This window comes from Rubellimicrobium arenae, from assembly GCF_017916275.1.
GTDB classification, from domain to species: domain Bacteria; phylum Pseudomonadota; class Alphaproteobacteria; order Rhodobacterales; family Rhodobacteraceae; genus Rubellimicrobium; species Rubellimicrobium arenae.
On the sequence record NZ_JAFMST010000022.1, the window covers coordinates 1 to 21,020 of the forward strand.

Here is a 21,020-nt window from a genome sequence, read left to right on the forward strand (position 1 = left end):
CGGGCCACGATGCGGTTTGTGGCGGTGAAGACGGAACCGAGCCAAGCGGCGGCGATGGCCTACAGCAGCCGCAACCTGCTGGTCCGTCAGCGCACGCAGACCATCAACGCCTTGCGGGGCCATCTGGCGGAGTATGGCGTCGTCGCGCCGGCGGGCCTTCTTCATGTCGGTCGGCTCTCGGCGGCGGTCAAGGGCGACGCCGACGCGCTGCCGGGACCAGTGGTCGATCTGGCGCGCGTTCTGCTCGCCCAGATTGCGGCGCTGACGGTCCAGATTGACTACATCGAGACGCAGTCGCGGCAGCGCGCCAGCCAACATGCCGCGATCAGGCGCCTGTTGACGGTCCCCGGCGTCGGCGTGATCGCGGCGAGCGCGTTGACCACCTTTGCCCCGCCACCGGAGACCTTTGCCAAGGGCTGCGACTTCGCCCCCTGGGTCGGCCTGAGGCCGCGCCAGCATTCGAGCGGCGGCAAGGAGCGGTTGGATAAGACCACCAGGATGGGACAGCGCGATGCCTGCCGCTTGCTCATCATCGGCGCCGTCGCGGTGGTCCGGTGGGCGGCGCGCAAGGGCGCTCCCGACGGGACCTGGCTGGCGCGCATGCGGGCCAGGCAGCTGCGCATGCTGGTGGCGGTCGGGCTGGCCAACCGCATGGCGCGCGTGGCCTGGGCGATGATGCGCAAGGAAGAGACCTATCGAGGTCCGGCGGCCGTGATGGCATGACATCACGGTCGCCGGGATGAGGTCGGGGATGTGAGCAGGGCGAGGGCCGCGCAAGGGCACGCGGTCACGAGACCCGATCGGGGAAGCCAGCATTCCGGACGAAGCGCCTGTAAGCGAAATGGTCCCGATCCGCAGACCGCCATACCGACCCGCGGCGTGTGACCTGCCGCAGTTCGAGGCCGGACGCACGAGCGCGCCTGACCACATGCGCGACCGCTGCCCAAAACCTGCTTGCATCCAGAGGGGCGTCCACACACGTCCGGTCTGGCTGCTCTGACGAGTGGGTGCGCAGGGAGGTAGTGGCCACTTGTCGGTGGGGGCGCAGGCGTCCGGGGGCAGCCGAGCCCGCCCGAGTCGGCATCGCTCAGGCAAGGGTCTAGCGGTCGGGGCTCCGGGCCCTTCAGGGGCGCTCCGCCGGGCCGTGTCGGGTCGCTGGTCAGGCCATCACCGATCGCATGACCGCGGCGACTTCTTCGGCGGTGAATGGCTTCTCCAGCACCACGAGGCCCGGCAGGCCCGCCGCAGCAGCCTGAGCGGGGCCGGTCACGGTGTCGCCCGTCATCAGGATCACGCGACCGGCCAACTGCGGCCGCGACGCCAAGGACCGCAGGGCCAGCTCCGTCCCGTCCAGGCCCGGCATGTGCAGGTCCGTGAACACCACGTCGAACCGTCCAGCGTCGATCTGTTCGAGGGCGGATTCCGACGAGGTGGCCACCGTGACGCGGTGATCCAGCGTTTCCAGCAACTCCGCCAGGCTTTCGGCCACATCCGCCTCGTCGTCCACGACCAGGATCCGGCTGCCCCTATGCCGTAGCTGCTGCGCGTCCTCCTCCTGTCGATCGGCCTTCGGGGCGCGCGCCGAGGGGAGCCTCACTTCGAAGCAGGCGCCTGGAAGTTCGCCATCGGTGACTATGATCGATCCTCCATGGGCCTCGACGACGTTGCGGGAGATCGACAGGCCAATGCCGGTGCCCACCTCGACGGCCTTGGTCGTGAAGTAAGGTTCGAAGATACGGTCCCGCATGGCCTCGGGGACGCCGGGGCCGTTGTCTTCCACACGGATGCGCAGCACCGGCCCATCGGCGACGGCCGACACCCGGAGGCGACGTGGCAGGGGCCTCGCCGTGAGCGCCTGCTGGGCGTTGATGAGGAGATTGGAGAACACCTGCCCCAGGAGATCCCTGTCCACATCCGCCTCGAGCGGCGTTTCCGGCAGTCGCAGTTCGACCTCGACGCCGGCCGAACGCAGGCCATAGGCCACCAGCTCCTGGGCGGAGCGGATCACCTCGCGCAGGTCCACGATGGCGCGTTCGGGCGGCTTCTGGCGGGCCATGGCCAGAAAGCTTTTCACGATCCGGCCGCAGCGGTCGGCGGCGGCACGGATGCGCTCGGCGCGCGTGCGGGTCGTGGCGTCGGGGGCCTTGTCCGCCAGCAGGGTCGTCTGCGCCACCACGATGGCCAGGGGGTTGTTGAGCTCATGCGCCACCCCGGCCAGGAGCGAGCCCATGGCGGACAGCTTCTCCACCTGATGCAGGCGGTTGCGACCCTCCTGCATCTCGCGTTCCAGCCGCTTCGCCTCGGTCAGGTCGCGCAGGTGGGACACGAAGATGCGCTGCTCCCCCGAGCGGACGACCGTCACCGTGAGTTCGACTGGCAGAAGGGTGCCGTCCTTTCGCAGGCCCTCGACCTCGATCCGGTGGCCGATCACATGCGGCTCCCCGTCTTTGAGATAGCGGCTCAGGCCATCGTTGTGCGCGGCCCGCGCGGACGGGGGCACGATGAGGTCGGACACCTTGCGCCCGACCGCCTCTGCGGCCGGATAGCCGAAGATCGCCTCGGCCGCCGGGTTGAACTCCAGCGTCGTGCCATCCTCGTCCATGACGATGATCGCGTCCAAGGCCGAGACCACGACCGACCTGTAGCGGTTCTCGCGCTCGGACAGGGCGGCCAAGTGGTCGCCTGCGACCTGTTCCGCCTGCTTGAGGTCGGTCAGGTCGCGCGTGAAGGTCAGGAACCCGGGCAAGGCCTCCTCGGAGCCCCTGAAGGGCAGGATGGACACTTGGACGAAACGCCGGCCCTGGCCCGCGTAACCGATCCAGCCCTCGAACCGGCTGATCTCGCCGCGCTCGATCCGGGGCGCTGCGGCCATGTACTCCCGCTCCACCAGCGGCCCCAGGATGTCGCGGACATGGTGGCCGATCACCTCGGCCCGGGGCCGGTCGAGGAACTCCAGGAACTCGCGGTTCACGTCACGGTAGATGAGGCCCGCATCGAGATAGGCCACGCGAAGCGGCACCCCGTCCAGCATCGCGCGCAGATGCGCGGTCTGTGCGGCCTGACTGCGCGCGCCCTCGAGCAGACGTTGCGCCAGGGGCTGGAACGGCCCCGGGAGGCCCGCCGGCATCGTTCGGGAGCTCGCCTGGCCAGTGGGGCTGGCACCGAAGTCGACCAGCGCAAGGGCGGGGCCGACGAACTGCCGGTTGAAGATGGCGACGACGGCGCCCAGGCTCGCCAGGATGCCGACCAGCAGCAGCGCGAAGGGCATGACCCGGGCGGCGGCGAGCTCGCGCACCTGCGCCGTCGGAATCGTCGTCACCAGCCGCCAAGGGGTTCCCTGGATCATGGCGCTGGAGACCAGATCCGACCCCAGCTCGACGAAGCCATCGGTGCTTTGATCCGGCGCGGCGACGTTTCCCGTCGGGATCGGCCCGGCCTCGGGGCTGGCGATCAGGTGGCCCTGCTGGTCCACCACCGCGACCGTGCCGGGGCCGCCAGGGAACGAGGCCAGGAAGGTCGAGATGTGGGACAGGAGCACGTCGGTTCCCACGACGCCCCGAAACCGTCCGCCGCTCCAGACCGGGGCGGCATGGGTCACCATCAGGCCGGATCCGGCTGCGTCTACATAGACCGGAGTCCAGTAGGATGCGCGGTCGGGATCGCCCGCAGGCTCGCCCATCGTGAAGAGGTCGTAGGCGAAATAGGACTTCAGCGCTTCGGTCGGGGTCGCAGGATCGATCATCTGGCCCGGCGGCGCCCAGGGGTAGACGGCCACGAACTCGCGGGTCTGGGAAAAGAAGTAGCTCCACCGCAGGAAAGGCCGGGTCGCATGGGTGGCCTCGGCCAGCGCGAAGATCGTGGCGACGGCCGAGATCTCCCGGCGGGCGGGGGCGGTCAGGCGCGCGGGATCGGCCAGGATCAGCCCCCCCGCCGGATTGGCCGCGCCCCCGCCCGAGGGCCAGTCGATGGGACCCCGGTATTCGGGCAGCTCGTCGTCCTGATCCAGGCGCCGTTCGACATAGGCGCGCAGCACCTCGACATGGGTGTCGACCGCCTCGGCCAGCTGCTCCAGCCCCGCGCGCCGCACCTGCTGGGCGCTGGACAGGCCGTGCAGGATCTCGGCCCGCGCGCGGTCGTATTCCCGCCAGCCCAGGAGGCCGACCGCCGCGAGCAGGGGCATCGCCGCCGCCAGCGTGAGCCCCGCGACGCGTCGGCGGAGGCGTGTCCCGGCCTCGCCCGCGTCAGGCCGGCCCTTGGTCATCCGGGGTCGTCCGTGGACAGGACGTAGCCCTCCCCCCGGATCGTGCGGATGAAGCGCGGCCTGTCCGGGTCGGGCTCGATCTTGCGGCGGAGGCGGGTCATGCGCACGTCGATGCGCCGGTCCGAGTCCGCCTCGGAGCTGGACAGGCCCAGCAATTCGTTCAGGCGCGTGCGGGACAGGATGCGGTTCGGGCGGGACCCCAGGGCCGCGAGGAGCTCGAATTCGGCAGCCGTCAGGTCGATCTCCCCGGCGTCACGGTGACGAAGGCGGCGGGCCTGCGGGTCCAGCGTGAACGGACCGAACCGCACCTGCCGGCTGGCCGGGAGGGTCCCACCCGGGGGCGCGGTGGTCGCGGCCGGTGCCGCCTGGTCGAGCCGGCGCAGCAGGCTCCGGACGCGGGCCAGAAGCTCGCGCATGTCGTAGGGCTTGCTGACGTAATCGTCGGCCCCGATCTCCAGCCCGACGATCCGGTCCATCGGGCTGCCGGAGGCCGAGGCGAAGATGATCCCCGCCCGGCTGCTGCGCCTGAGCCATCGGGCCAGCGACAGGCCATCCTCGCCGGGCATCGCGATGTCGAGGATGGCCAGGTGGATCCCGCGCTCCTGCACGATGGCCCGGAACCCGACCGCATCGGTCGCGGTCAGGACATCGAAGCCATGGCCTTCGAAATACTCCGCCACCGCTTCGAGGAGATCCGTTTCGTCGTCGGCGATGGCGATCGTGTAGGTCAAGGACGCAGGTCCGGATATCGACGGCGCGCTCGTGGCCCGTTACACCATGACAGGTTCCGCATGGTCAACAATCCTGCGCGCCAACCCCTGGGAGGGTCCGCATGCCGCAATGCTTCCGGATCATCTTCGCCGACGACGAGCCCGACCTCGTCGAGGCCCTGGCCGAGTACTTCAGCGACCTGGGCCATGAGGCGGAGGTGGCGAGCGATGGCTTCGCCCTCGAGGCGGCCCTCCGGGCGAGGCCGGCCGATCTCGTGATCCTCGATCTCAACCTGCCCGGCCGGTCGGGCTTCGACCTGCTGCGCGACCCGGATCTGATCGGCGACACGCCCGTCATCATCCTGACCGGCAACCAGCAGGCGCTGGATCGGATCGTGGGCCTGGAGATGGGGGCGGACGATTACGTCACCAAGCCGGTCGACCCGCGCGAGCTGGCCGCCCGTGCCGCGGCCGTGCTGGAGCGGCGACGCGGGCGGCCGCGATCGCTCGTCGGCTTCGAGGTAACCTGCGCCGATCTGGCCGCCGCCCGCGTCCTGATCGAAGGGGGGCGGACCGAGCTGCTGTCACCGGGCGAGGTGGCCCTGATCCGCGCCTTTGCCGCGCACCCGCACCGGGTGCTCAGCCGGGATGAACTGATCGACCTCGCCCCGGCCGGGTCGAGCGAGGCCCTCGACCGTTCGGTGGACACGCGGGTGGCGCGGCTGCGCCGAAAGCTCCGAACCGACCGGATCGTCACGGTCAGGGGGCATGGCTACCGCTACGAGCCGCCCTGGACCGACTGACCCGGGTCAAGCCGCTTCGCGGGCGGCGGCCAGCCCGGCCGTCATCATGGCCGCGACGGTCCCCAGGGCCGACTGCCACGCCTGCCGGGCCTGTTCGTCCAAGGCCGGCCCCAGCATGTCCGCGAGCGTGTCGAGCATGGCCCGGCCGACCGGCGCGAACATCGCGGCGGTGACCCCGTAGCCGGCGTGCCGGGCGCCCAGGGTATGCAGGGCGGGCCGGAGGGATTCGGGCCGATCCAGGCCGTTCACGGCCAATGCCAGCGCTGCCATGAGCTTGCGCGACTGAACGTGGATGTCCTGTCCAAAGAGGGGCCGCAGCTCCGGCGCGATCCGGAACAGACGGGCATAGAACAGACTGGCGAAAAGGTCCTCCTTGCCCTTGGTCGCGGCGAACTGGGTCCGGAGGAGGGCGATATCGGTCGGGGTCATCATGCTTCTCCTGTTGGGGGGCAGGCCGTGGCCGCGCGACGTGGGGCCGACAACCGGGATAGGGAAGGGAGGCCGCAGGTCCGCGGGGCGTCGATGGCCTCCGGGCGTTCCCGCTGTGCCTCCATCGATGCGGGATGGCCCGCCGAAATCCGGGCGGGCCATCCGACGGGGCAGGGGCGCGGTCAGACGAAGTCGATCTGATCCATCACGTCGTTGCTGCTCACGCCCTTGAGGAAGACGACGAACTCGCCCGCGCCCATCTCGACGTGCAGCTCGGTCCCGCCCTCGGTGGGGTTCCAGTAGACGTCGTCCGCATAGGCCGACTGGAGACGCAGGGTGTCGAGGCCATCCTCGAAGTCGGTGATCGTTTCCCGGCCGTCGATCGCCAGGCCGCTCGTGAAGATGAAGGTGTCCGAACCCCCGCCGCCGGTCAGGATGTCGTCGCCGGTCCCGCCGGTCAGCCTGTCGTTGCCGGCCCCGCCGTCGAGCCTGTCCGCCCCGCCGCCGCCGTCCAGCGTGTCGCCGCCATTGCCGCCCAAAAGCGTGTCCATGGCATCGCGGCCCGTCAGCTTGTCGTTGCCGTCCAGCCCGATCAGCGAGCCGCCGTTCGCCGCGCCAGTGACGACGTCGTCGAACTTCGAGCCTTGCACCATTTCGATCCCGATGAGCTGGTCGCCCGCCGCATTGCCGGAAAAGCCGTAGCCGTAATGGGTTCCGAAGTCCGGGTCATAGACATAATCGAGATCGACCGTGACCCCTGCGGAGGAGGTGGCGTAGGTCACCCCATCGGTTCCGGCCCCGCCATCGAGCAGATCGCCGCCCGCGCCGCCGTCCAGCCAGTCGTCGCCCGCCCCGCCCAGGAGGGCGTTCGCGCCCGCGTCCCCGGTGATCTGGTCGCCAGCGCCGCTGCCGGTGACGTTCTCGAAGCCGGAGATCTTGTCACCAGCCGCATCGCCGCTGACTGCGATCCCGCCCGCGAGATTGATGCCGACCCCCCCCAGGCTCGAGGCGTAGCTCAGCGTGTCGGTGCCGCCGCCGCCGTCCATCGTGTCGGTGCCTTTGCCGCCCTCGATCACGTCGTTGCCGATGTCGCCCATGAGCACGTCGTTGCCTTCGTAGCCGCGCAGGTCGTCGTGGCCCTCCTTGCCCCAAAGGCTGTCGCTGCCGCTGCCGCCGCTGATCGTGTTGTTGAGCGCGTTGCCGATCCCGAGGAAGTTCGTGGATCCCAGCTTCATCAGGTTCTCGACCTGCGCGCCGAGCGTGTAGCTCGTGGTCCAGGTGCGGACCTCGTCGGTGCCGCCGCCCGACAGCTCGGTCACCGCATCCGAGGCCGCGTCGACGATGTAGGTGTCGTTGCCCGTGCCGCCCGTCAGCTTGTCGTTGCCCAGGCCCCCGTCGAGATAGTCGTTGCCGCCGTCGCCCTTCATCGAATCGTCGCCGTTGCCGCCATAAAGCGAGTCCGCGTTGTCCCCGCCGCCCATGGCGTCGTTGCCGTCCATGCCGACCAGGGTGTCGTCGCCCTTGCCGCCCGACAGGTCGTCGGCGTCCGCTTCGCCGTTCAGGTAATCGTTGCCATCCTCTCCGGCCAGGAAGTCCACGCCCGCGCCGCCGCGCACCGAGTCGTGCCCCGTCCCGCCGTTCAGGATGTCGTTGCCGGCGTCCCCGGTGATCGTGTCCAGCCCGTCGCCGCCCTGGACGATGTCGTTGCCGTCCCCGGCGTTGAGCGTGTCGTTGCCGCCCATGCCGTAGAGGAAGTCGCGCCCGCCCAGGCCCGCCATGACGTTGGCCGCGGCCGACCCGGTCATGATGTTGTCGAGCCCGTTCCCGGTCGCGTTGGTCGCCGTGCCATTGTTGACGAGGACGATATCCTCCAGGCCTGCGCCCAGCGTGTAGCTGATCTGCGACCGGACCGTGTCGATGCCGCCGGTCGCGGTCTCGACGACCACCGTGGTGGCTGCGTTGATGACGTAGGTGTCGTCGTCGGCGCCGCCCTCGAGCCGGTCGCCCGCCCCGCCGATCAGCGTGTCGTTGCCCCCGTCGCCGTAGACGGTGTCCGCGCCGGTCCCCCCGTCCAGCATATCGTGCCCGGAACCTCCATAAACGACGTCGTTGCCGCCCTCCGCCGAGATCGTGTCCTGTCCGGCCTGGCCACGCATCGTCTCGCCTCGGAACGAGCCCGTCATCACGTTGTTGAGCTCGTTGCCGGCCAGCGCGGCGATGCTCGTGGGCGTGTCGTAGAAGATGCCGTCCCAGACATGGCTGTCGATCTTCAGGTTCTCGACGTTCGCCGTCAGGGTGTAGCTTTGGCCCAGCAGGACGACGACCGTATCGGTGCCTTCGTTCGCGGCCTCGGTCACCAGGAGCTGATTGTCGGCATAGGCGCTGACGCCGATGTAGGTGTCGTTGCCGGCGCCTCCGGCGGCGTTCAGGGTAGAGCCGGGATACCACTCGCTGTCAGGGCTGACGTCGAAGGTGTCGTTGCCGGTGCCGCCATAGGCCGTGGCGTCGTTGTCGAGAATGCGCTCATCCAGATTGAACTCGTCGTCGCCCTCGCCGCCATAGAAGGTGCCGTCGGTGATGATCCAGAAGCTGTCGTTGCCCGCCTCGCCATAGCCGGTGCCGTTCGACCCGACGAAGCTGAGGCTGTCGTTTCCGGTGCCGCCATAAAGAGTGGCGTCATGCCCGGACGCCGTCAGGGAATCGTCGCCCTCGCCGCCATAGGCCGTGGCCGTGCCCGTGTCGACGAAGGCGCCATGCGCGCCCACCTCGATCTTGTCGTTCCCGGCCCCCCCATAGGCGATGTCGGATCCGTCGCCCGAGACGAGGATGTCGTCGCCGAGGCCGCCGTCGAGGACGTCGTCCCCGCCCTTCGTCGTGATCTTGTCGCCCAGCGTGGTTCCCACCACGAAATAATCGTCGCCGTCCGGGGCGGTCCATGTCGTGACGCCCGCCGTCAGCTTGATCTGGGTTTGTGCCATAATGTCGTCTCCAAAATATCAGGGGCGAAATGCCTGCGAACTGATGGAGCGCACCTTGGCCGCCGATTGTTTCTGATCCTCGACGGCCAGGCGCCGTGCATGTTTCAGCGCTGTTGCAAACCCGGCTTGGACGGCCTGCCATGATCCGGCCCTCCTGCGCCGCCGGGGTGGATGCATGGATGCTGCGCAACCCATGGCCCTGCGGAGGGTCGAGGGCAGGGTTCCGGCAGCGACGCGGGCGTGCCGCATCGCCCGGAGCAGAGCGCCCCGTCGCAGGCGCGACGCTGCCCCGGTGTGCGACGGTCCCGAGGGAGTTGACCCTTGGAGCAAAATAATAAAGAACCAACAGTAGGCGTTCGGAGGGGGTCATGGCCGTCACACCTATTCTCCAGTTCGGCACGAGCCGCTTCCTGCAGGCCCATGCCGACCTTTATCTCCATGAGGCCGGCGAGGGGCCGGTCACGGTCGTGCAAAGCTCCGGCGATCCGGCCCGCGCCACGCGGCTCGCGGCCCTGGCGCATCCGGAAGGATACCCGGTCCGCGTCCGGGGTCTTGTGGATGGGCACGCCGTGGATCGTGAGCAAAGGGTCCGCAGCGTGGCCCGCACCCTGTCGACCGCGACCGACTGGCCCGAGATCTGCCGCATCATGTGCAACGAGGTGCGGATCGTTCTGTCCAACACCGGGGATGCCGGCTACCGGCCGTCCGACGCCGATCTGGCGGACGGCTTCCAGCAGGGCATGTCGTATCCGGCCAAGCTCATGCACCTGCTCCTGGCCCGGTTCGAGGGCAACCCGGCGCCGGTCCAGGTGATGCCGCTGGAACTCATCACCGACAACGGCGCCGTGCTCAAGGCGCGGGTGCTCGATCTCGCGCAGGGGCGGTCCCGGGATTTCCGGAGCTGGCTCGAGCATGAGGTCGTCTGGGTCAGCTCCCTCGTGGACCGCATCGTCTCCGAGCCGCTGGAGCCTGCCGGCGCGGTGGCCGAGCCTTATGGGCTTTGGGCGATCGAGGCGCAGGAGCGGTTGATCGTGCCCTGCCGCCACGAGGCGGTCCGGGTGGTGGACCGGCTGGAGCCGGTCGCGGCCCTGAAGCTCTACATCCTGAACCTGGGCCATACCGTCATGGCAGAGGCGTGGCTCCGGGGCGGCGTGCCCCCGCTGGTGCGCGAGGCGGTGACGGGCGAACAGGGGGCGGCGCTGCGGGAGCTTTACGAGACGGAGATCATCCCCGGTTTCGCCGCAGCCGGGATGGAAGACGAGGCGCGCGCCTACGTCGCCACCACGCTCGAGCGGTTCGTCAACCCGTTCCTCGATCACAGGTTCGCGGACATCGCCGAGAACCACCAGGAGAAGATCCGGCGGCGGGCCGGCGCCTTCCTCGACTGGGTGCGGCGCCATGGCGACGATCGGCCCAAGCCGCGGCTCGAGGCTCTCCTGGCCCGAGGGATGGCATGAAACGCAATCCGATCGGCGGCACGGACCTGTCCGTCACCGCCCTGTCCTTCGGCTGCTCCGGCATCGGCAACATGTTCCGGAAGGTGGAGGAGGCCGAAGCTCAGGCCGTCCTGGAGCACGCCTGGACGCGGGGCATCCGCTACTTCGACACGGCCCCCCATTATGGGCGCGGCCTGTCCGAGCAGCGGCTCGGCGCCTTCCTGCGGGGACGCCCTCGCGATGAGATCGTCATCTCCACCAAGGTTGGCCGTCTGCTGTCGCCCGGCCCGGCCGTCGAGGAGGCCGACGGCTTCGTGGAGCCGCTGCCGAACGCCGTGCGCTTCGACTACAGCGGCGACGGGATCGAGGCCTCGTTCGAGCAGAGCTGCGAGCGTCTGGGCACATCCCGGGTCGACATCGTCTATGTGCACGACATCGGCCGCTACGCCCACGGCGAGGCGGAGAACGCGCGGCACATGGCCGACCTCATGGGATCGGGGCTGGACCGGATCCGTCGGCTCAGGGAGCAGGGGCGCATCCGGGCCTTCGGCCTCGGGGTGAACGAGACGCAGGTCTGCCTCGACATCATGGCCCAGGCGCGGCTCGACGTGATCCTGCTGGCCGGGCGGCTCACCCTGCTCGACCGCTCGGCGGAACAGGATCTCGTTCCCGCCTGCCGGCGAGCCGGGACGAGCCTGGTCCTGGGCGGCATCTTCAACTCGGGCATCCTCGCGACGGGGGCCGTGCCCGGCGCGACCTACGACTATGCTCCCGCGCCCCAGGACGTGATGGACCGGGTCGCGGCGCTGGAGCGGGAGGCCGCGGCGCAGGGGCGTTCGCTGGCCGAGGCGGCGCTGCGTTTTGCCCTGGACCACCCGGCGGCGGCCTCGGTCCTCCTGGGCACGGCCAAGGTATCCTCGCTGGAGCGCAACCTCGCCATGGTCGCCGCCTGATCTCAGGCGAGGTTGTGCCCGCGAAGGGACGACAGGAGGGTGAGCTTCGAGGTGGCCAGATGCGTCCGCGCCGCCGCGACGGCCGCAGCCTCGTCCCGCCGCTGCATCGCCTCGATCCATTCGAGATGCTCGCGGATCGCGGCCTCGTTGCGCTGGCGCTCGTCCGTCTTGTCCCACTGGAAATGGTAGTGGAAGATCAGCGAGACGACCTTCTGGAACTCCACGACGAAGCGGTTGCGCACGACGCCGGTGACCGTCGAATGAAACTGCTCGTCCAGCTTCGAGAAGTCGTGGAAATGGGTCTCGACACGCTCGAGCAGGGCGCGGTGGCTCGCCCGGAGAGTGTCCAGGGTCGGCCACACCGGATGATCCTGCGGCAGCGCCACGAGGTGGCGCACGGCGTCGATCTCGAGGACGGCCCGAAAATCCGACAGCTCCACCGCGTAGTCGAGGGTGAAGCCCAGCAGCAGCCAGCCGCCGCGCGGCCGCCTCTGGACCAGCCCGAACCGCGACCAGCCGGACAGGAACTCCTGCAGCGTGTAGGGCGTCACTCCGAACTGCCGGGCCAGTTGCGTGATGTTGAGGGGCGTGTCGGCCGGCACGTCGAACCGCAGGATCCAGTCGAGGAACCGCGTTTCCAGCTCCTGCAGGTTCACGCCCTCGCCGCGCAACTCGATCCGGTCCGCCCGGTCGGGCAGCCGCACCAGCGTCTTGGACCTGCCCTCCCAGCGGACGATGCCCCGTTCATCGAGGTCGCCCAGCGCGCTGCGGACGATCGTCCGGCTGACGTTCATCCGCTCCGCGAGCATCGCTTCGGAAGGCAGGGAGTCGCCGGGCGCAAGCCCGCTGCAAAGGTCGAGGAGGCCATTGAACGCCTCGCGGAACCGCGCATCCGTTCGCGCCACGCCAACTCTCCCGCATGGGCCGTCCCGATCTTCCCTTCGGGGCGGTGCTTATGTTCGGAAATATTAAAAACCATTGACGCGAGTCAAGAGCGCCTGCTAGCCAGACTTTAATGATAAAATACTGGCTGGCGTGACTGCGGGAGGGTGGCCTTGTCACATGTCGAAAAGGTCGGCTCCGAAGCGATGGGCCGCCAAAGCGGCTTCGCCGTGGCATCCCGGCTGGCCCAGAAGCTGGCGGCCCTAGTCACGCTCCTTGCGCTCATCGCGGCGTTCAGCGTCCTGAGCCCGGCGTTCCTGTCGGTCAACAACGGACTGACCGTCCTGCTCCAGACCTCGATCATCGGGCTGCTCGGCATCGGGATGACGCTGGTGATCATCACCGGCGGGATCGACCTTTCGGTCGGATCGGTCCTGGCCCTGTCGGGGACCGTCTGCGGTCTCCTGATCCAGGCGGGCCTGCCGGTGGTGCCCGCCATGGGCCTGGGCGTGATGACGGGGGCGCTTTGCGGGCTGGTCAACGGCCTCGTCATCACCAAGATGCGGATCACCCCCTTCGTGGCCACCCTGGGCATGATGCTGATCGCCCGCGGCATCGCGCTGCAACTGACCGGAGCCGCGCCGATCTCGCGGCTGGGCGAGACCTTCGGGCTCCTTGGCAACGGCGCGCTCTTCCGGGTGGTCGAGATGCGGGAGAACGGCTTCCCCCGCGTGATCTTCCCGGGCATCCCCTATCCCGCGCTCCTGCTGCTGCTGGTGGCCGGGGTGGCCGCCTACCTGCTGCGGCGGCGGCAGCTGGGGCGGCACATCTACGCCGTCGGCTCCAACGAGGATGCGGCGCGGCTGTCGGGCGTGAACGTCGACCGCACCAAGATCGCCGCCTATGCCCTCTCGGGGGGGCTCGCGGGGTTGGCCGGGATGGTCCTGATGTCCCGCCTCATCACCGTGCAGCCGAACGAGGGCGTCATGGCCGAACTCGACGCCATCGCGGCGGCGGTGATCGGCGGCGCCTCCCTCATGGGCGGCGTGGGCAACATCTCGGGGACGATGATCGGCGCCTTCATCATCGGCGTCCTGCGCAACGGCCTGAACATGGCGGGCGTGTCGTCCTTCATCCAGCAGATCGTCATCGGCTTCGTCGTCATCGGAGCGGTCTACGTCGACCAGCTTCGCAACAGGCGCTGAACGCGCCGTTTCACTGATCCACATCCAGGGAGGACCTTCATGAAAACGATGTTCAAGGCGGCGTTGGCGGCCGGTGCGCTTGCCGTATCCCCCATGGCGCTCATGGCCGGGGAGATCGCGGTCATCGTGAAGACCACGAACTCGAACTTCTGGCAGAACGTGAACCGCGGGGCCGGCGCCACCATCGCGGGCCAGTCCGAGCACACCATGACCTTCGACGGCCCCGCCGCCGAATCCGACATCGCCGACCAAGTGGACATGGTCGAGAACGCGATCAACCGCGGCGTGGCGGGCATCGTCCTGGCCCCGTCCGATCCCGACGCCCTGGCGCCCTCGGTCAAGCGCGCCTTCGAATCCGGGATCCCCGTCGCCATCATCGACAGCGCCCTGGGCGAGGGGGCCGAAGGCACCTACCAGGCGTTCCTGTCGACCGACAACAAGGCCGCCGGCGAGCTGGCCGCCCAGATGATGATCGACAAGGCCGGCACCGAGGGCAAGGTCGCCGTCATGTCCTACGTCGCGGGCGTCGGCTCCGAGATCGGGCGCGTCGGCGGCTTCGTCGATTACCTGAAGGCGCATTCGAACCTCGAGGTCGTCGGTCCCTTCTACTCGCAGAGCCAGATGGCGACGGCGCTGAACCAGACCACGGACGTCCTGGCCGCCAACCCCGACCTCGTCGGGATCTTCGGCGCCAACGAGCCCACGGCCATCGGCATGGGGCGCGCGATCGAGCAGGCGGGCCGGGTGGGCACGCTCACCGCGATCGGCTTCGACGGCAATGCCGACCTTCAGGACATGGTCCGCAGCGGCGTCCTCGAGGCGACCGCCGTCCAGGGGTCCTTCCAGATGGGGCAGCTTGGGGTGCAGGCGGTCCTCGACCTCCTGGCGGGCAAGTCCGTCGAGCCCATGATCGACACCGGCGTCGTCATGGTGACCAAGGACAACATCGAGGCGCCCGAAGCACAGAACGTGCTGTACTGATCGCCAAGGCCGGCCGGAGCGGCGCCCTGCGCCGACCGGCCGGCCGACCCTCAACCGGAGCCCGCCACGTGATCGCAGCCCATCCCGCCCAGTCCCCCGCACAGGCCCCCGCCACGGCCCCCGCCGTCGACCGCCCGCTCGTCGAGATGATCGGCATCGAGAAGCACTTCGGCGGCGTACGCGCCGTGAATGGCGTGTCGCTGGACCTTTATCCCGGCGAGGTCGTGGGCGTGCTGGGCCACAACGGCGCGGGCAAGTCCTGCCTGATGCGCATCCTGTCCGGCGCGATGATCCCCAACGAGGGCCGCATCCGCGTGCGGGGACAGGAGGTGCAGATCGCGTCGCCCCAGGATGCGCGCGGCCACGGGATCGAGACCATCTACCAGACGCTCGCGCTGGCCGACCACCTGAACGCGCCGGCCAACCTGTTCCTGGGCCGGGAGCTGAAGACCCGCTTCGGCAACCTGGACGACGCCCGCATGATGCGCGAGGCCGCCGAGGCGCTGCGCGGGCTCAATCCCAACTTCCGGAACCTGAACGATCCCGTGGCGCGGCTGTCGGGGGGGCAACGGCAGGTGATCGCCATTGCCCGCGCGATCTACTTCAACGTGAACATCCTGATCATGGACGAGCCGACGGCCGCCCTGGGCCCGTCCGAGACCGCGATGGTCGGGGACCTGATCCGGCGGCTCAAGCGGCAGGGGATCGGCATCTTCCTCGTCAGCCACGACCTGCACGACGTCTTCGATCTGTGCGACCGGATCGTCGTGATGAGCCGTGGCACCGTCGTCGGCTCCCACCGGATCGAGGAAGTGACCAAGGACGACGTGCTGAGCCTGATCATCAAGGGGGCGCTGCCGGACGGCTGGCGACCCCGCAACGGGGCTGGACATCCGGCCCGCGCGGAGACCGTGCAATGACCACCGAAACGGCCCCCGTCCTTTCCAGTGCGACCATGCTGTCGGGCACCTGCCTCGAGCCGGGGCGGTTCGCCCTGGTCGAGAGGGAGGTGCCCCAGGTCGCCCCGCCGGGCCATGTCCTGGTCGATATCGCCGCCGTGGGCATCTGCGGCACCGACTACCACATCCTTGAAGGCAAGCACCCCTACCTGGCCTATCCGCGTGTCATTGGACACGAGCTCAGCGCCACCGTGGCCGAGGCAGCCGAAGGATGGGCCAAGGGCCAGCTCGTGGTGATCAATCCCTACATCGCCTGCGGCGCCTGCCGGGCCTGTCGGCGCGGCAAGCCCAACTGCTGCCAGCGGATCGAGGTCCTGGGCGTTCACCGCGACGGCGGGCTTTGCGGGCGCATCGCGGTTCCGGCCGGGAATCTCTACGCCGCCGACGGCCTTTCCCCGATCCAGGCCGCCATGGTCGAGTTCCTGGCCATCGGAGCCCATGCGGTGCGCCGCTCCGGCCTCGGTCCGGGCGATCGGGTGCTGGTGACCGGGGTTGGACCGATCGGGCTCGGGGCGGCGCTGTTCGCCCGCCTGGCCGGCGCCGAGGTCCACCTTCTGGACGTCAGTGCGGAGCGGCTGGCCCTGGCCACCGCGCGCTTCGGCTTCGAACGGACCCACCTGGTCGGCCAGCCGCTCCTGAGCGGCGAGCTCGTGGACGGGTTCGACGCCGTGTTCGACGCCACCGGCAACGCGCGGGCCATCGAAGCCGGTTTCCCGCTGGTGGCCCATGGCGGGAGCTATGTCCTGGTCAGCGTCGTGCGCGACGCCATCACCTTCGAGGACCCGGAGTTCCACAAGCGGGAGATGCGGCTGATCGGCAGCCGCAACGCCCTGAAGGAGGACTTCGATCAGGTGATGGAGGCCCTGCGCTCGGGGGCCGTCGACAGCGGTGCCCTGTGCTCGGAGGTGCTCGACCTGGCGGAGTTCGCGGATCGGTTCGCGCAACTGGCCCAGAACCGGACCACGCTCATCAAGGCGATCGTCCGGCCCTGAGCACCCACCTGAGCGCCCGCCTGATTGACAGCGGGCCGCGCTCACGGGGCGGTGCAGGCGCGGCCCCGATATGCCGGCTCCTGCCAGGCCAACGGCAGGGCCGCGTCCGGACGATCCCGAGGCGTCGTCAGGAGGCCAGGCGCAGCTGGCCATCGGTGGCCCTCGACGAGACCCGGGCCTGCGCCGCCCCGTCGCCGGTCCGCATCCGATCCAGTTCCTGGATCACCTCATGGATCTGGAGGGCGCCGGCCGACTGCTCCCGGCAGGCCGCCGAGACCGCCGACACGAGATCCGAGATCTGCCGGATGCTGGGAAGCAGGTCGGACATCTGCCTGCCCCCATGTTCCGCGATCCGCACGGCATCCTCGGTCATGGATTGCATGTCCTTCGCCGCCAGGCTCGACCGTTCGGCCAGCTTCCGGATCTCGCTGGCCACGACGGTGAAGCCGGCCCCGGCCTCGCCCGCCCGCGCGGCCTCGATGGCGGCATTGAGAGCCAGCAGATCCGTCTGGCGCGCGATGTCCTGCACGATCCGGATGCGGTCGGCCACCATGCGCATCGACGCCGTGGTCTGATCGACGGCCCGCTTGTTCACCTCGGCGCCCTCCGCCGCCCCGCCAGCGATCTGCTCGGTCTGAAGAGCGCTTTCGGCGGTCTGGCCAAGGCTCCCGGTCATCTGCTCCATGGCGGACGAGAGCCGTTCGATGGCGCTCGACAGCTTGGCCCGGGCGGTGTCGGACGCATCGCGCTCCTGCTCGACGGCCTCGATATAGGTCGAGATGGCCAGTTCCATGTCCAGGATGGCCAGGGAGACCAACATCCCGATGGCGGACGCCACCTGCCGTTCCCGGGCGCGCCGGTTCCAGGGCGACCCCTTGAGCATCTCCGGAAGCGCCTCGGTGATCATGAGGCGCAGCACGAGGGCACAGCCGCCCATGTACCACTGCGGCTCGAGGCCGATCCGGGCGTGGGTCTGGCCGATCAGGCGGGCTTTCGCGAGATAGGTGGAATCAAGATTGCCGTTCAGGAGATGCTCCCAATGGGCCGCTTGGGAGTTCTTGGTCTTTTCGATCGAGGCGCCGGGCGGGAAGAACCCCGCCGTGGCCGGGAATGCGCGGATATGGTCGTAGAACACCTCCAGCGCCCGGCCGATCGCCCCTCGAAGCTTTGGCACATGCTGGCGGATGACGCCGGTTTCATGGGACGCGACGCGCAGGAAATCCAGGCGCTCGGTCAAGCTCGGTTCGGACGACATTTTCGGAAACTCCCCCCACAGGATTGAACGTCCATCAATCCAGTGGGTCTTAGGAATGAAGAGTTCCTGAATCCGCCAGCCAATACCGATAAAGCTTGATCTTAATGGCCACCCTCTGGCGTTCCTGGAAGGTTGACCGAAGCCGGGCGCCGGAGAACGGCCGAATCCCGGCCGCGCCCGGGTCAGGTGATGTCGCGCTCCGCCCAGCCGGCAAAGACGCGCTCCAGTGCGACGACCGCATAATACAGCGCGATGCCCAAGGCCGCCAGGGCGATGAGCACGGCGAACATCAGGGGGTAGTCGCCATTGGTCGCCCCGGACTGGAACAGCGCCCCGAGCCCCCGTCCATGCGGCGACACGATCTCCACGAGGTTGGTGCCGATGAAGGCGAGCGTGACCGCGACCTTGAGCGCGCCGAAGAACTCGGGCAGCGTCTTGGGAAGGGCGATCTTCCGGAAGATGGTGAAACGGCTCGCCCCCAGGGCGCGCAGGATGTCGCGGTATTCCGGCTCCAGCGTCGAAAGCCCGATGCTCACCGAGACGGCGATCGGAAAGAACGAGATCAGGAACGCCATCAGCACGGTATTGAAATCGTGCTGCCCGATGAACAGCAGCGCCAGCACCGGGACCAGGGTCGCCTTGGGAATGGCGTTGAAGCCCACCAGCAGGGGATAAAGCGCATCCCGCGCAATGCGTGAAAAGCCCATGACCATGCCCAGGATCGTCCCGAACACCACCGCAAGGGCGAGACCCGCCACCGTGCGCCAGAGCGTCTGCCAGGCGCCGACCAGGAACAGGTTCCAGAACCGGGCATAGGCGGCTGGAAGGTCGGACGGCGACGCCATCACGTAGTTGGGCCAGCCGTTCCACCAGACCACCAATTCCCAGAGCGCCAGGAACGCCAGGATGGCGAGCACGGGCACGCCGATGCGACGGACCATCAGTGCGTGCCTCCGTCACGGCCCTGGGCGATGCGGATCTCGTCCCGCAGGACATGGAGCAGGTCCACGGCCTCGGGCGTGTAAAGGATGTCGATGGTCCGGTCGGCGGGCAGGGTCACGGGCAGCACGCGTTGCGTCCGCGCCGGGCGGCCCGACAGGACGACCACCTGATCACCCAGGAACACGCTCTCGCGCAGGTCATGGGTGATGAGGACGCAAGTGAAGGGCTCCTTGGCGCGCAGGTCCCGCATCGTCTGCCACAGGTCCTCGCGCGTGAAGTTGTCCAGCGCGCCGAAGGGCTCGTCCATGATGAGCACCTCGGGCCTGTGGACGATGGCGCGGCAGAGCGACGCGCGCTGGCGCATCCCGCCCGACAGCTCGGACGGCTTCTTGCCCTCGAAGCCCGACAGGCCGACCAACGCCAGCAGTTCCTCCGCCCGGGCGATGCGATGGGCGCGCGGCATCCGGGGCGCCACGATCTCCAAGGGCAGGATGACGTTGTCGAGGATCGTGCGCCATTCCAGCAGGACCGGGTTCTGGAAGGCCATGCCCACAGTCTTGCGGGGGGAGCGCACGCGCTCGCCGTGCAGCCAGACCTCGCCCCGGTCGGGCGTCATCAGCCCGGCCACGAGGCGGGTGAGCGTGGACTTGCCGCAGCCGGACGGCCCCACGACGGCGGCGAAGGTGCCCTCGGGAACGCCGATCTCGAGGTTGTCGAGGACGGGCAGGGGACCCGAGGGGGTCCGGTAGGCGTGGGTCACGCCCTTGATGTCGATCAGGTTCATGGGCGCAGCCTTGCGAGGGGGGCGGAGCCGTCGCCGGCCCCGCGCCGGATCATTGCAGCATCAGGCTGCCGTCGGTCGGCAGGTATTTCGGGTCGAAGTAGAGCGCGGCGTCCGGCGTCCCGGCAAAGGTGTAGACCGACTTCGTCTGCTCGATGGCGGTGGCCATGCGCACGGGATCGATGTTGCCCATCCCGTGCTCCCGAACCCAGGGGGTCAGGACGTTGGCGTCGATCGCCAGCTGGAGCCGCCGCTGTTCGAGCCCCGGGTCGGCGGCGGGGTTTCGGTCCAGCAGGGCCTGGACGGCGGCCTCGGGATTGGCGATGGCGTCCTTCCAGCCGTCGGCCACGGCCCCCAGGAAGCCGGTCAGCAGCTCGGGGTTCGCCTCGGCCCAGGCGGTGTTCACGATAATCGCATTGCCGTAGAGCGCCACCCCGTAGTCGGCCATCAGCATGACCGAGATGTCGTCCGCCGGCACGCCCAGGCGCTCGGTATTGAGGGTCGAGGTGAAGGAAAAGCCGGTGATCGCCTGCACCTGCCCGTCGGCCAGCATCGGCTCGCGCACGGGGAAGCCCACGGGCTCCACGGTGATCTGGTCCATGTCGAGCCCGTTCTCGGCGGCGAAGATGGGGAACTGCGCCCAGGCCCCGTCCGGCGGCGGCGCGCCCAGGGTCTTGCCCGTCAGGTCGGCGGGCGTCTCGACGCCCAGGGACTTGCGGCCGACGACGGCGAAGGGGGGCTTGTCGTAGATCATCATGACCGCCGTCACCGGGGCGCCGGGATTCTGATCGAGGAACCGCATCAGCGAGTTGATGTCCGCAAAGCCCACGGGAAAGGCGCCCGTCGCCACCTTGGGGATGGCGTCCAGCGAGCCGTTGCCTTCGGTGATCTCCACCTCCAGCCCCGCTTCGGTGAAATGGCCGTTGTCGATGGACAGGAAGTAGGGGGCGGCGGGTCCCTCGAACTTCCAGTCGAGGGCGAAGGGCACGGCGGTCTGGGCCGCGGCCGCGCCGCCGAGGATGAGGGTGGCCACGGCGGTGGTGACGATGCGCTGGAACATGACGGACTCCCCTGAGGTCCCTGAAGCGATGCGCGCGATTGGCCCAGGCCTGGGCAGAAAAGGGAGGCACGCCGCGCCACCGGCCGATCGAAGTCGGGCTCGATGCTTAATCGCGGATCATTCTATCGCAAGATGATTAATGATGAGGCGTTTCCCGCCTGGGCCCGCCCACGCCAGCCTTGGGCATGGAACCGCCAAAGGGGCCGCAACCAAGGGGCACCTTGTCGCCCGCGTGTCCGCGCAGCCTTGGTGGAACCTTGCCCGCGCAGGGCGCTGGCGTCCTGGCGCCAGCCCCGGCTGGTCAGGCCGCCCCCCTGGGCGGCCCGGCCCGGCCGGGTCCGGTCACGGGCTGGTCCCGGCTTCGGCCTCCGCGCCTGCCCCCGCGCCCGCGTC

17 protein-coding genes are annotated in these 21,020 nt (G+C 69.1%); 8 read left to right on the forward strand and 9 right to left on the reverse strand.

Features of this window, described 5'->3' with window-relative positions; translation table 11 throughout:
- Nucleotides 1-723: IS110 family RNA-guided transposase (locus J3P31_RS20770; protein WP_210530447.1), on the forward strand; the 723-nt coding region annotated here is incomplete at its 5' end.
- A 436-nt stretch (nucleotides 724-1,159) separates the two neighbouring features.
- On the opposite strand, the gene J3P31_RS20775 is transcribed toward J3P31_RS20770, so the two are convergent.
- On the reverse strand, nucleotides 1,160-4,261 hold the full coding sequence (locus tag J3P31_RS20775) for a PAS domain S-box protein (protein WP_210530448.1): 3,102 nt from the start codon (nucleotides 4,259-4,261) through the stop codon (nucleotides 1,160-1,162).
- A complete protein-coding gene (locus J3P31_RS20780) occupies nucleotides 4,258-4,992 on the reverse strand; it encodes a response regulator transcription factor (protein WP_210530449.1) in 735 nt (244 codons plus the stop codon). The genes J3P31_RS20775 and J3P31_RS20780 overlap by 4 nt, the downstream gene beginning before the upstream one ends.
- 101 nt (nucleotides 4,993-5,093) lie before the next feature.
- Here J3P31_RS20780 and J3P31_RS20785 point away from each other — a divergent pair, with 101 nt between their 5' ends.
- Complete coding sequence (locus tag J3P31_RS20785) at nucleotides 5,094-5,774, forward strand: response regulator transcription factor (RefSeq protein WP_210530450.1); 681 nt, start codon at nucleotides 5,094-5,096, stop codon at nucleotides 5,772-5,774.
- A 6-nt stretch (nucleotides 5,775-5,780) separates the two neighbouring features.
- Here J3P31_RS20785 and J3P31_RS20790 read toward each other — a convergent pair whose 3' ends face one another.
- Nucleotides 5,781-6,203, reverse strand: coding sequence for a globin domain-containing protein (locus J3P31_RS20790; RefSeq protein ID WP_210530451.1), 423 nt, complete (start codon nucleotides 6,201-6,203; stop codon nucleotides 5,781-5,783).
- Between the two features lie 182 nt (nucleotides 6,204-6,385).
- Entirely contained in the window at nucleotides 6,386-9,181 is a 2,796-nt protein-coding gene (locus tag J3P31_RS20795) for a calcium-binding protein (protein WP_210530452.1), read from the reverse strand.
- Between the two features lie 368 nt (nucleotides 9,182-9,549).
- Between J3P31_RS20795 and J3P31_RS20800 the strand changes: the two genes are divergently transcribed.
- The gene (locus tag J3P31_RS20800; RefSeq protein WP_210530453.1) at nucleotides 9,550-10,638 is read left to right on the forward strand and encodes a mannitol dehydrogenase family protein; all 1,089 of its coding nucleotides are present in this window, start codon (nucleotides 9,550-9,552) and stop codon (nucleotides 10,636-10,638) included.
- Nucleotides 10,635-11,570, forward strand: coding sequence for an aldo/keto reductase (locus J3P31_RS20805; RefSeq protein ID WP_210530454.1), 936 nt, complete (start codon nucleotides 10,635-10,637; stop codon nucleotides 11,568-11,570). Before J3P31_RS20800 ends, J3P31_RS20805 begins: the two co-directional genes overlap by 4 nt.
- 2 nt (nucleotides 11,571-11,572) lie before the next feature.
- On the opposite strand, the gene J3P31_RS20810 is transcribed toward J3P31_RS20805, so the two are convergent.
- On the reverse strand, nucleotides 11,573-12,475 hold the full coding sequence (locus tag J3P31_RS20810) for a GntR family transcriptional regulator (protein ID WP_210530455.1): 903 nt from the start codon (nucleotides 12,473-12,475) through the stop codon (nucleotides 11,573-11,575).
- A 150-nt stretch (nucleotides 12,476-12,625) separates the two neighbouring features.
- Here J3P31_RS20810 and J3P31_RS20815 point away from each other — a divergent pair, with 150 nt between their 5' ends.
- The 4 genes from J3P31_RS20815 (at nucleotide 12,626) to J3P31_RS20830 (ending at nucleotide 16,589) form a co-directional block, all read left to right on the forward strand.
- Nucleotides 12,626-13,657, forward strand: coding sequence for an ABC transporter permease (locus tag J3P31_RS20815; protein WP_246849730.1), 1,032 nt, complete (start codon nucleotides 12,626-12,628; stop codon nucleotides 13,655-13,657).
- Nucleotides 13,658-13,696: 39 nt separating this feature from the next.
- Nucleotides 13,697-14,638, forward strand: coding sequence for an ABC transporter substrate-binding protein (locus J3P31_RS20820; protein WP_210530456.1), 942 nt, complete (start codon nucleotides 13,697-13,699; stop codon nucleotides 14,636-14,638).
- A gap of 146 nt (nucleotides 14,639-14,784) precedes the next feature.
- Nucleotides 14,785-15,558: an ATP-binding cassette domain-containing protein gene (locus tag J3P31_RS20825; protein ID WP_210530461.1), complete on the forward strand. Its 774-nt coding sequence runs from the start codon at nucleotides 14,785-14,787 to the stop codon at nucleotides 15,556-15,558.
- Complete coding sequence (locus J3P31_RS20830) at nucleotides 15,555-16,589, forward strand: zinc-binding alcohol dehydrogenase family protein (protein WP_246849731.1); 1,035 nt, start codon at nucleotides 15,555-15,557, stop codon at nucleotides 16,587-16,589. Before J3P31_RS20825 ends, J3P31_RS20830 begins: the two co-directional genes overlap by 4 nt.
- A gap of 127 nt (nucleotides 16,590-16,716) precedes the next feature.
- On the opposite strand, the gene J3P31_RS21525 is transcribed toward J3P31_RS20830, so the two are convergent.
- The 4 genes from J3P31_RS21525 to J3P31_RS20850 form a co-directional block, all read right to left on the reverse strand.
- Nucleotides 16,717-17,826 carry a globin-coupled sensor protein gene (locus J3P31_RS21525; protein WP_246849732.1) on the reverse strand — a complete coding sequence of 370 codons (1,110 nt, stop codon included), beginning with the start codon at nucleotides 17,824-17,826 and terminating at the stop codon, nucleotides 16,717-16,719.
- 200 nt (nucleotides 17,827-18,026) lie between these two features.
- Nucleotides 18,027-18,785, reverse strand: coding sequence for an ABC transporter permease (locus J3P31_RS20840; RefSeq protein ID WP_210530457.1), 759 nt, complete (start codon nucleotides 18,783-18,785; stop codon nucleotides 18,027-18,029).
- On the reverse strand, nucleotides 18,785-19,570 hold the full coding sequence (locus J3P31_RS20845) for an ABC transporter ATP-binding protein (RefSeq protein WP_210530458.1): 786 nt from the start codon (nucleotides 19,568-19,570) through the stop codon (nucleotides 18,785-18,787). The genes J3P31_RS20840 and J3P31_RS20845 overlap by 1 nt, the downstream gene beginning before the upstream one ends.
- Nucleotides 19,571-19,619: 49 nt before the next feature.
- The gene (locus J3P31_RS20850) at nucleotides 19,620-20,627 is read right to left on the reverse strand and encodes an ABC transporter substrate-binding protein (RefSeq protein WP_210530459.1); all 1,008 of its coding nucleotides are present in this window, start codon (nucleotides 20,625-20,627) and stop codon (nucleotides 19,620-19,622) included.
- Nucleotides 20,628-21,020: the final 393 nt, after the last annotated feature.

Bases quoted from the DNA above. Each gene is read 5' to 3' on its own strand.
- J3P31_RS20830 (WP_246849731.1), top strand. From the start codon at position 15,555: ATGACCACCGAAACGGCCCCCGTCCTTTCCAGTGCGACCATGCTGTCG.
- J3P31_RS20800 (WP_210530453.1), top strand. From the start codon at position 9,550: ATGGCCGTCACACCTATTCTCCAGTTCGGCACGAGCCGCTTCCTGCAG.
- J3P31_RS20795 (WP_210530452.1), bottom strand. From the start codon at position 9,181: ATGGCACAAACCCAGATCAAGCTGACGGCGGGCGTCACGACATGGACC.
- J3P31_RS20845 (WP_210530458.1), bottom strand. From the start codon at position 19,570: ATGAACCTGATCGACATCAAGGGCGTGACCCACGCCTACCGGACCCCC.
- J3P31_RS20775 (WP_210530448.1), bottom strand. From the start codon at position 4,261: ATGACCAAGGGCCGGCCTGACGCGGGCGAGGCCGGGACACGCCTCCGC.
- J3P31_RS20850 (WP_210530459.1), bottom strand. From the start codon at position 20,627: ATGTTCCAGCGCATCGTCACCACCGCCGTGGCCACCCTCATCCTCGGC.
- J3P31_RS20785 (WP_210530450.1), top strand. From the start codon at position 5,094: ATGCCGCAATGCTTCCGGATCATCTTCGCCGACGACGAGCCCGACCTC.
- J3P31_RS20805 (WP_210530454.1), top strand. From the start codon at position 10,635: ATGAAACGCAATCCGATCGGCGGCACGGACCTGTCCGTCACCGCCCTG.
- J3P31_RS20820 (WP_210530456.1), top strand. From the start codon at position 13,697: ATGAAAACGATGTTCAAGGCGGCGTTGGCGGCCGGTGCGCTTGCCGTA.
- J3P31_RS20840 (WP_210530457.1), bottom strand. From the start codon at position 18,785: ATGGTCCGTCGCATCGGCGTGCCCGTGCTCGCCATCCTGGCGTTCCTG.
- J3P31_RS20790 (WP_210530451.1), bottom strand. From the start codon at position 6,203: ATGACCCCGACCGATATCGCCCTCCTCCGGACCCAGTTCGCCGCGACC.
- J3P31_RS20825 (WP_210530461.1), top strand. From the start codon at position 14,785: ATGATCGGCATCGAGAAGCACTTCGGCGGCGTACGCGCCGTGAATGGC.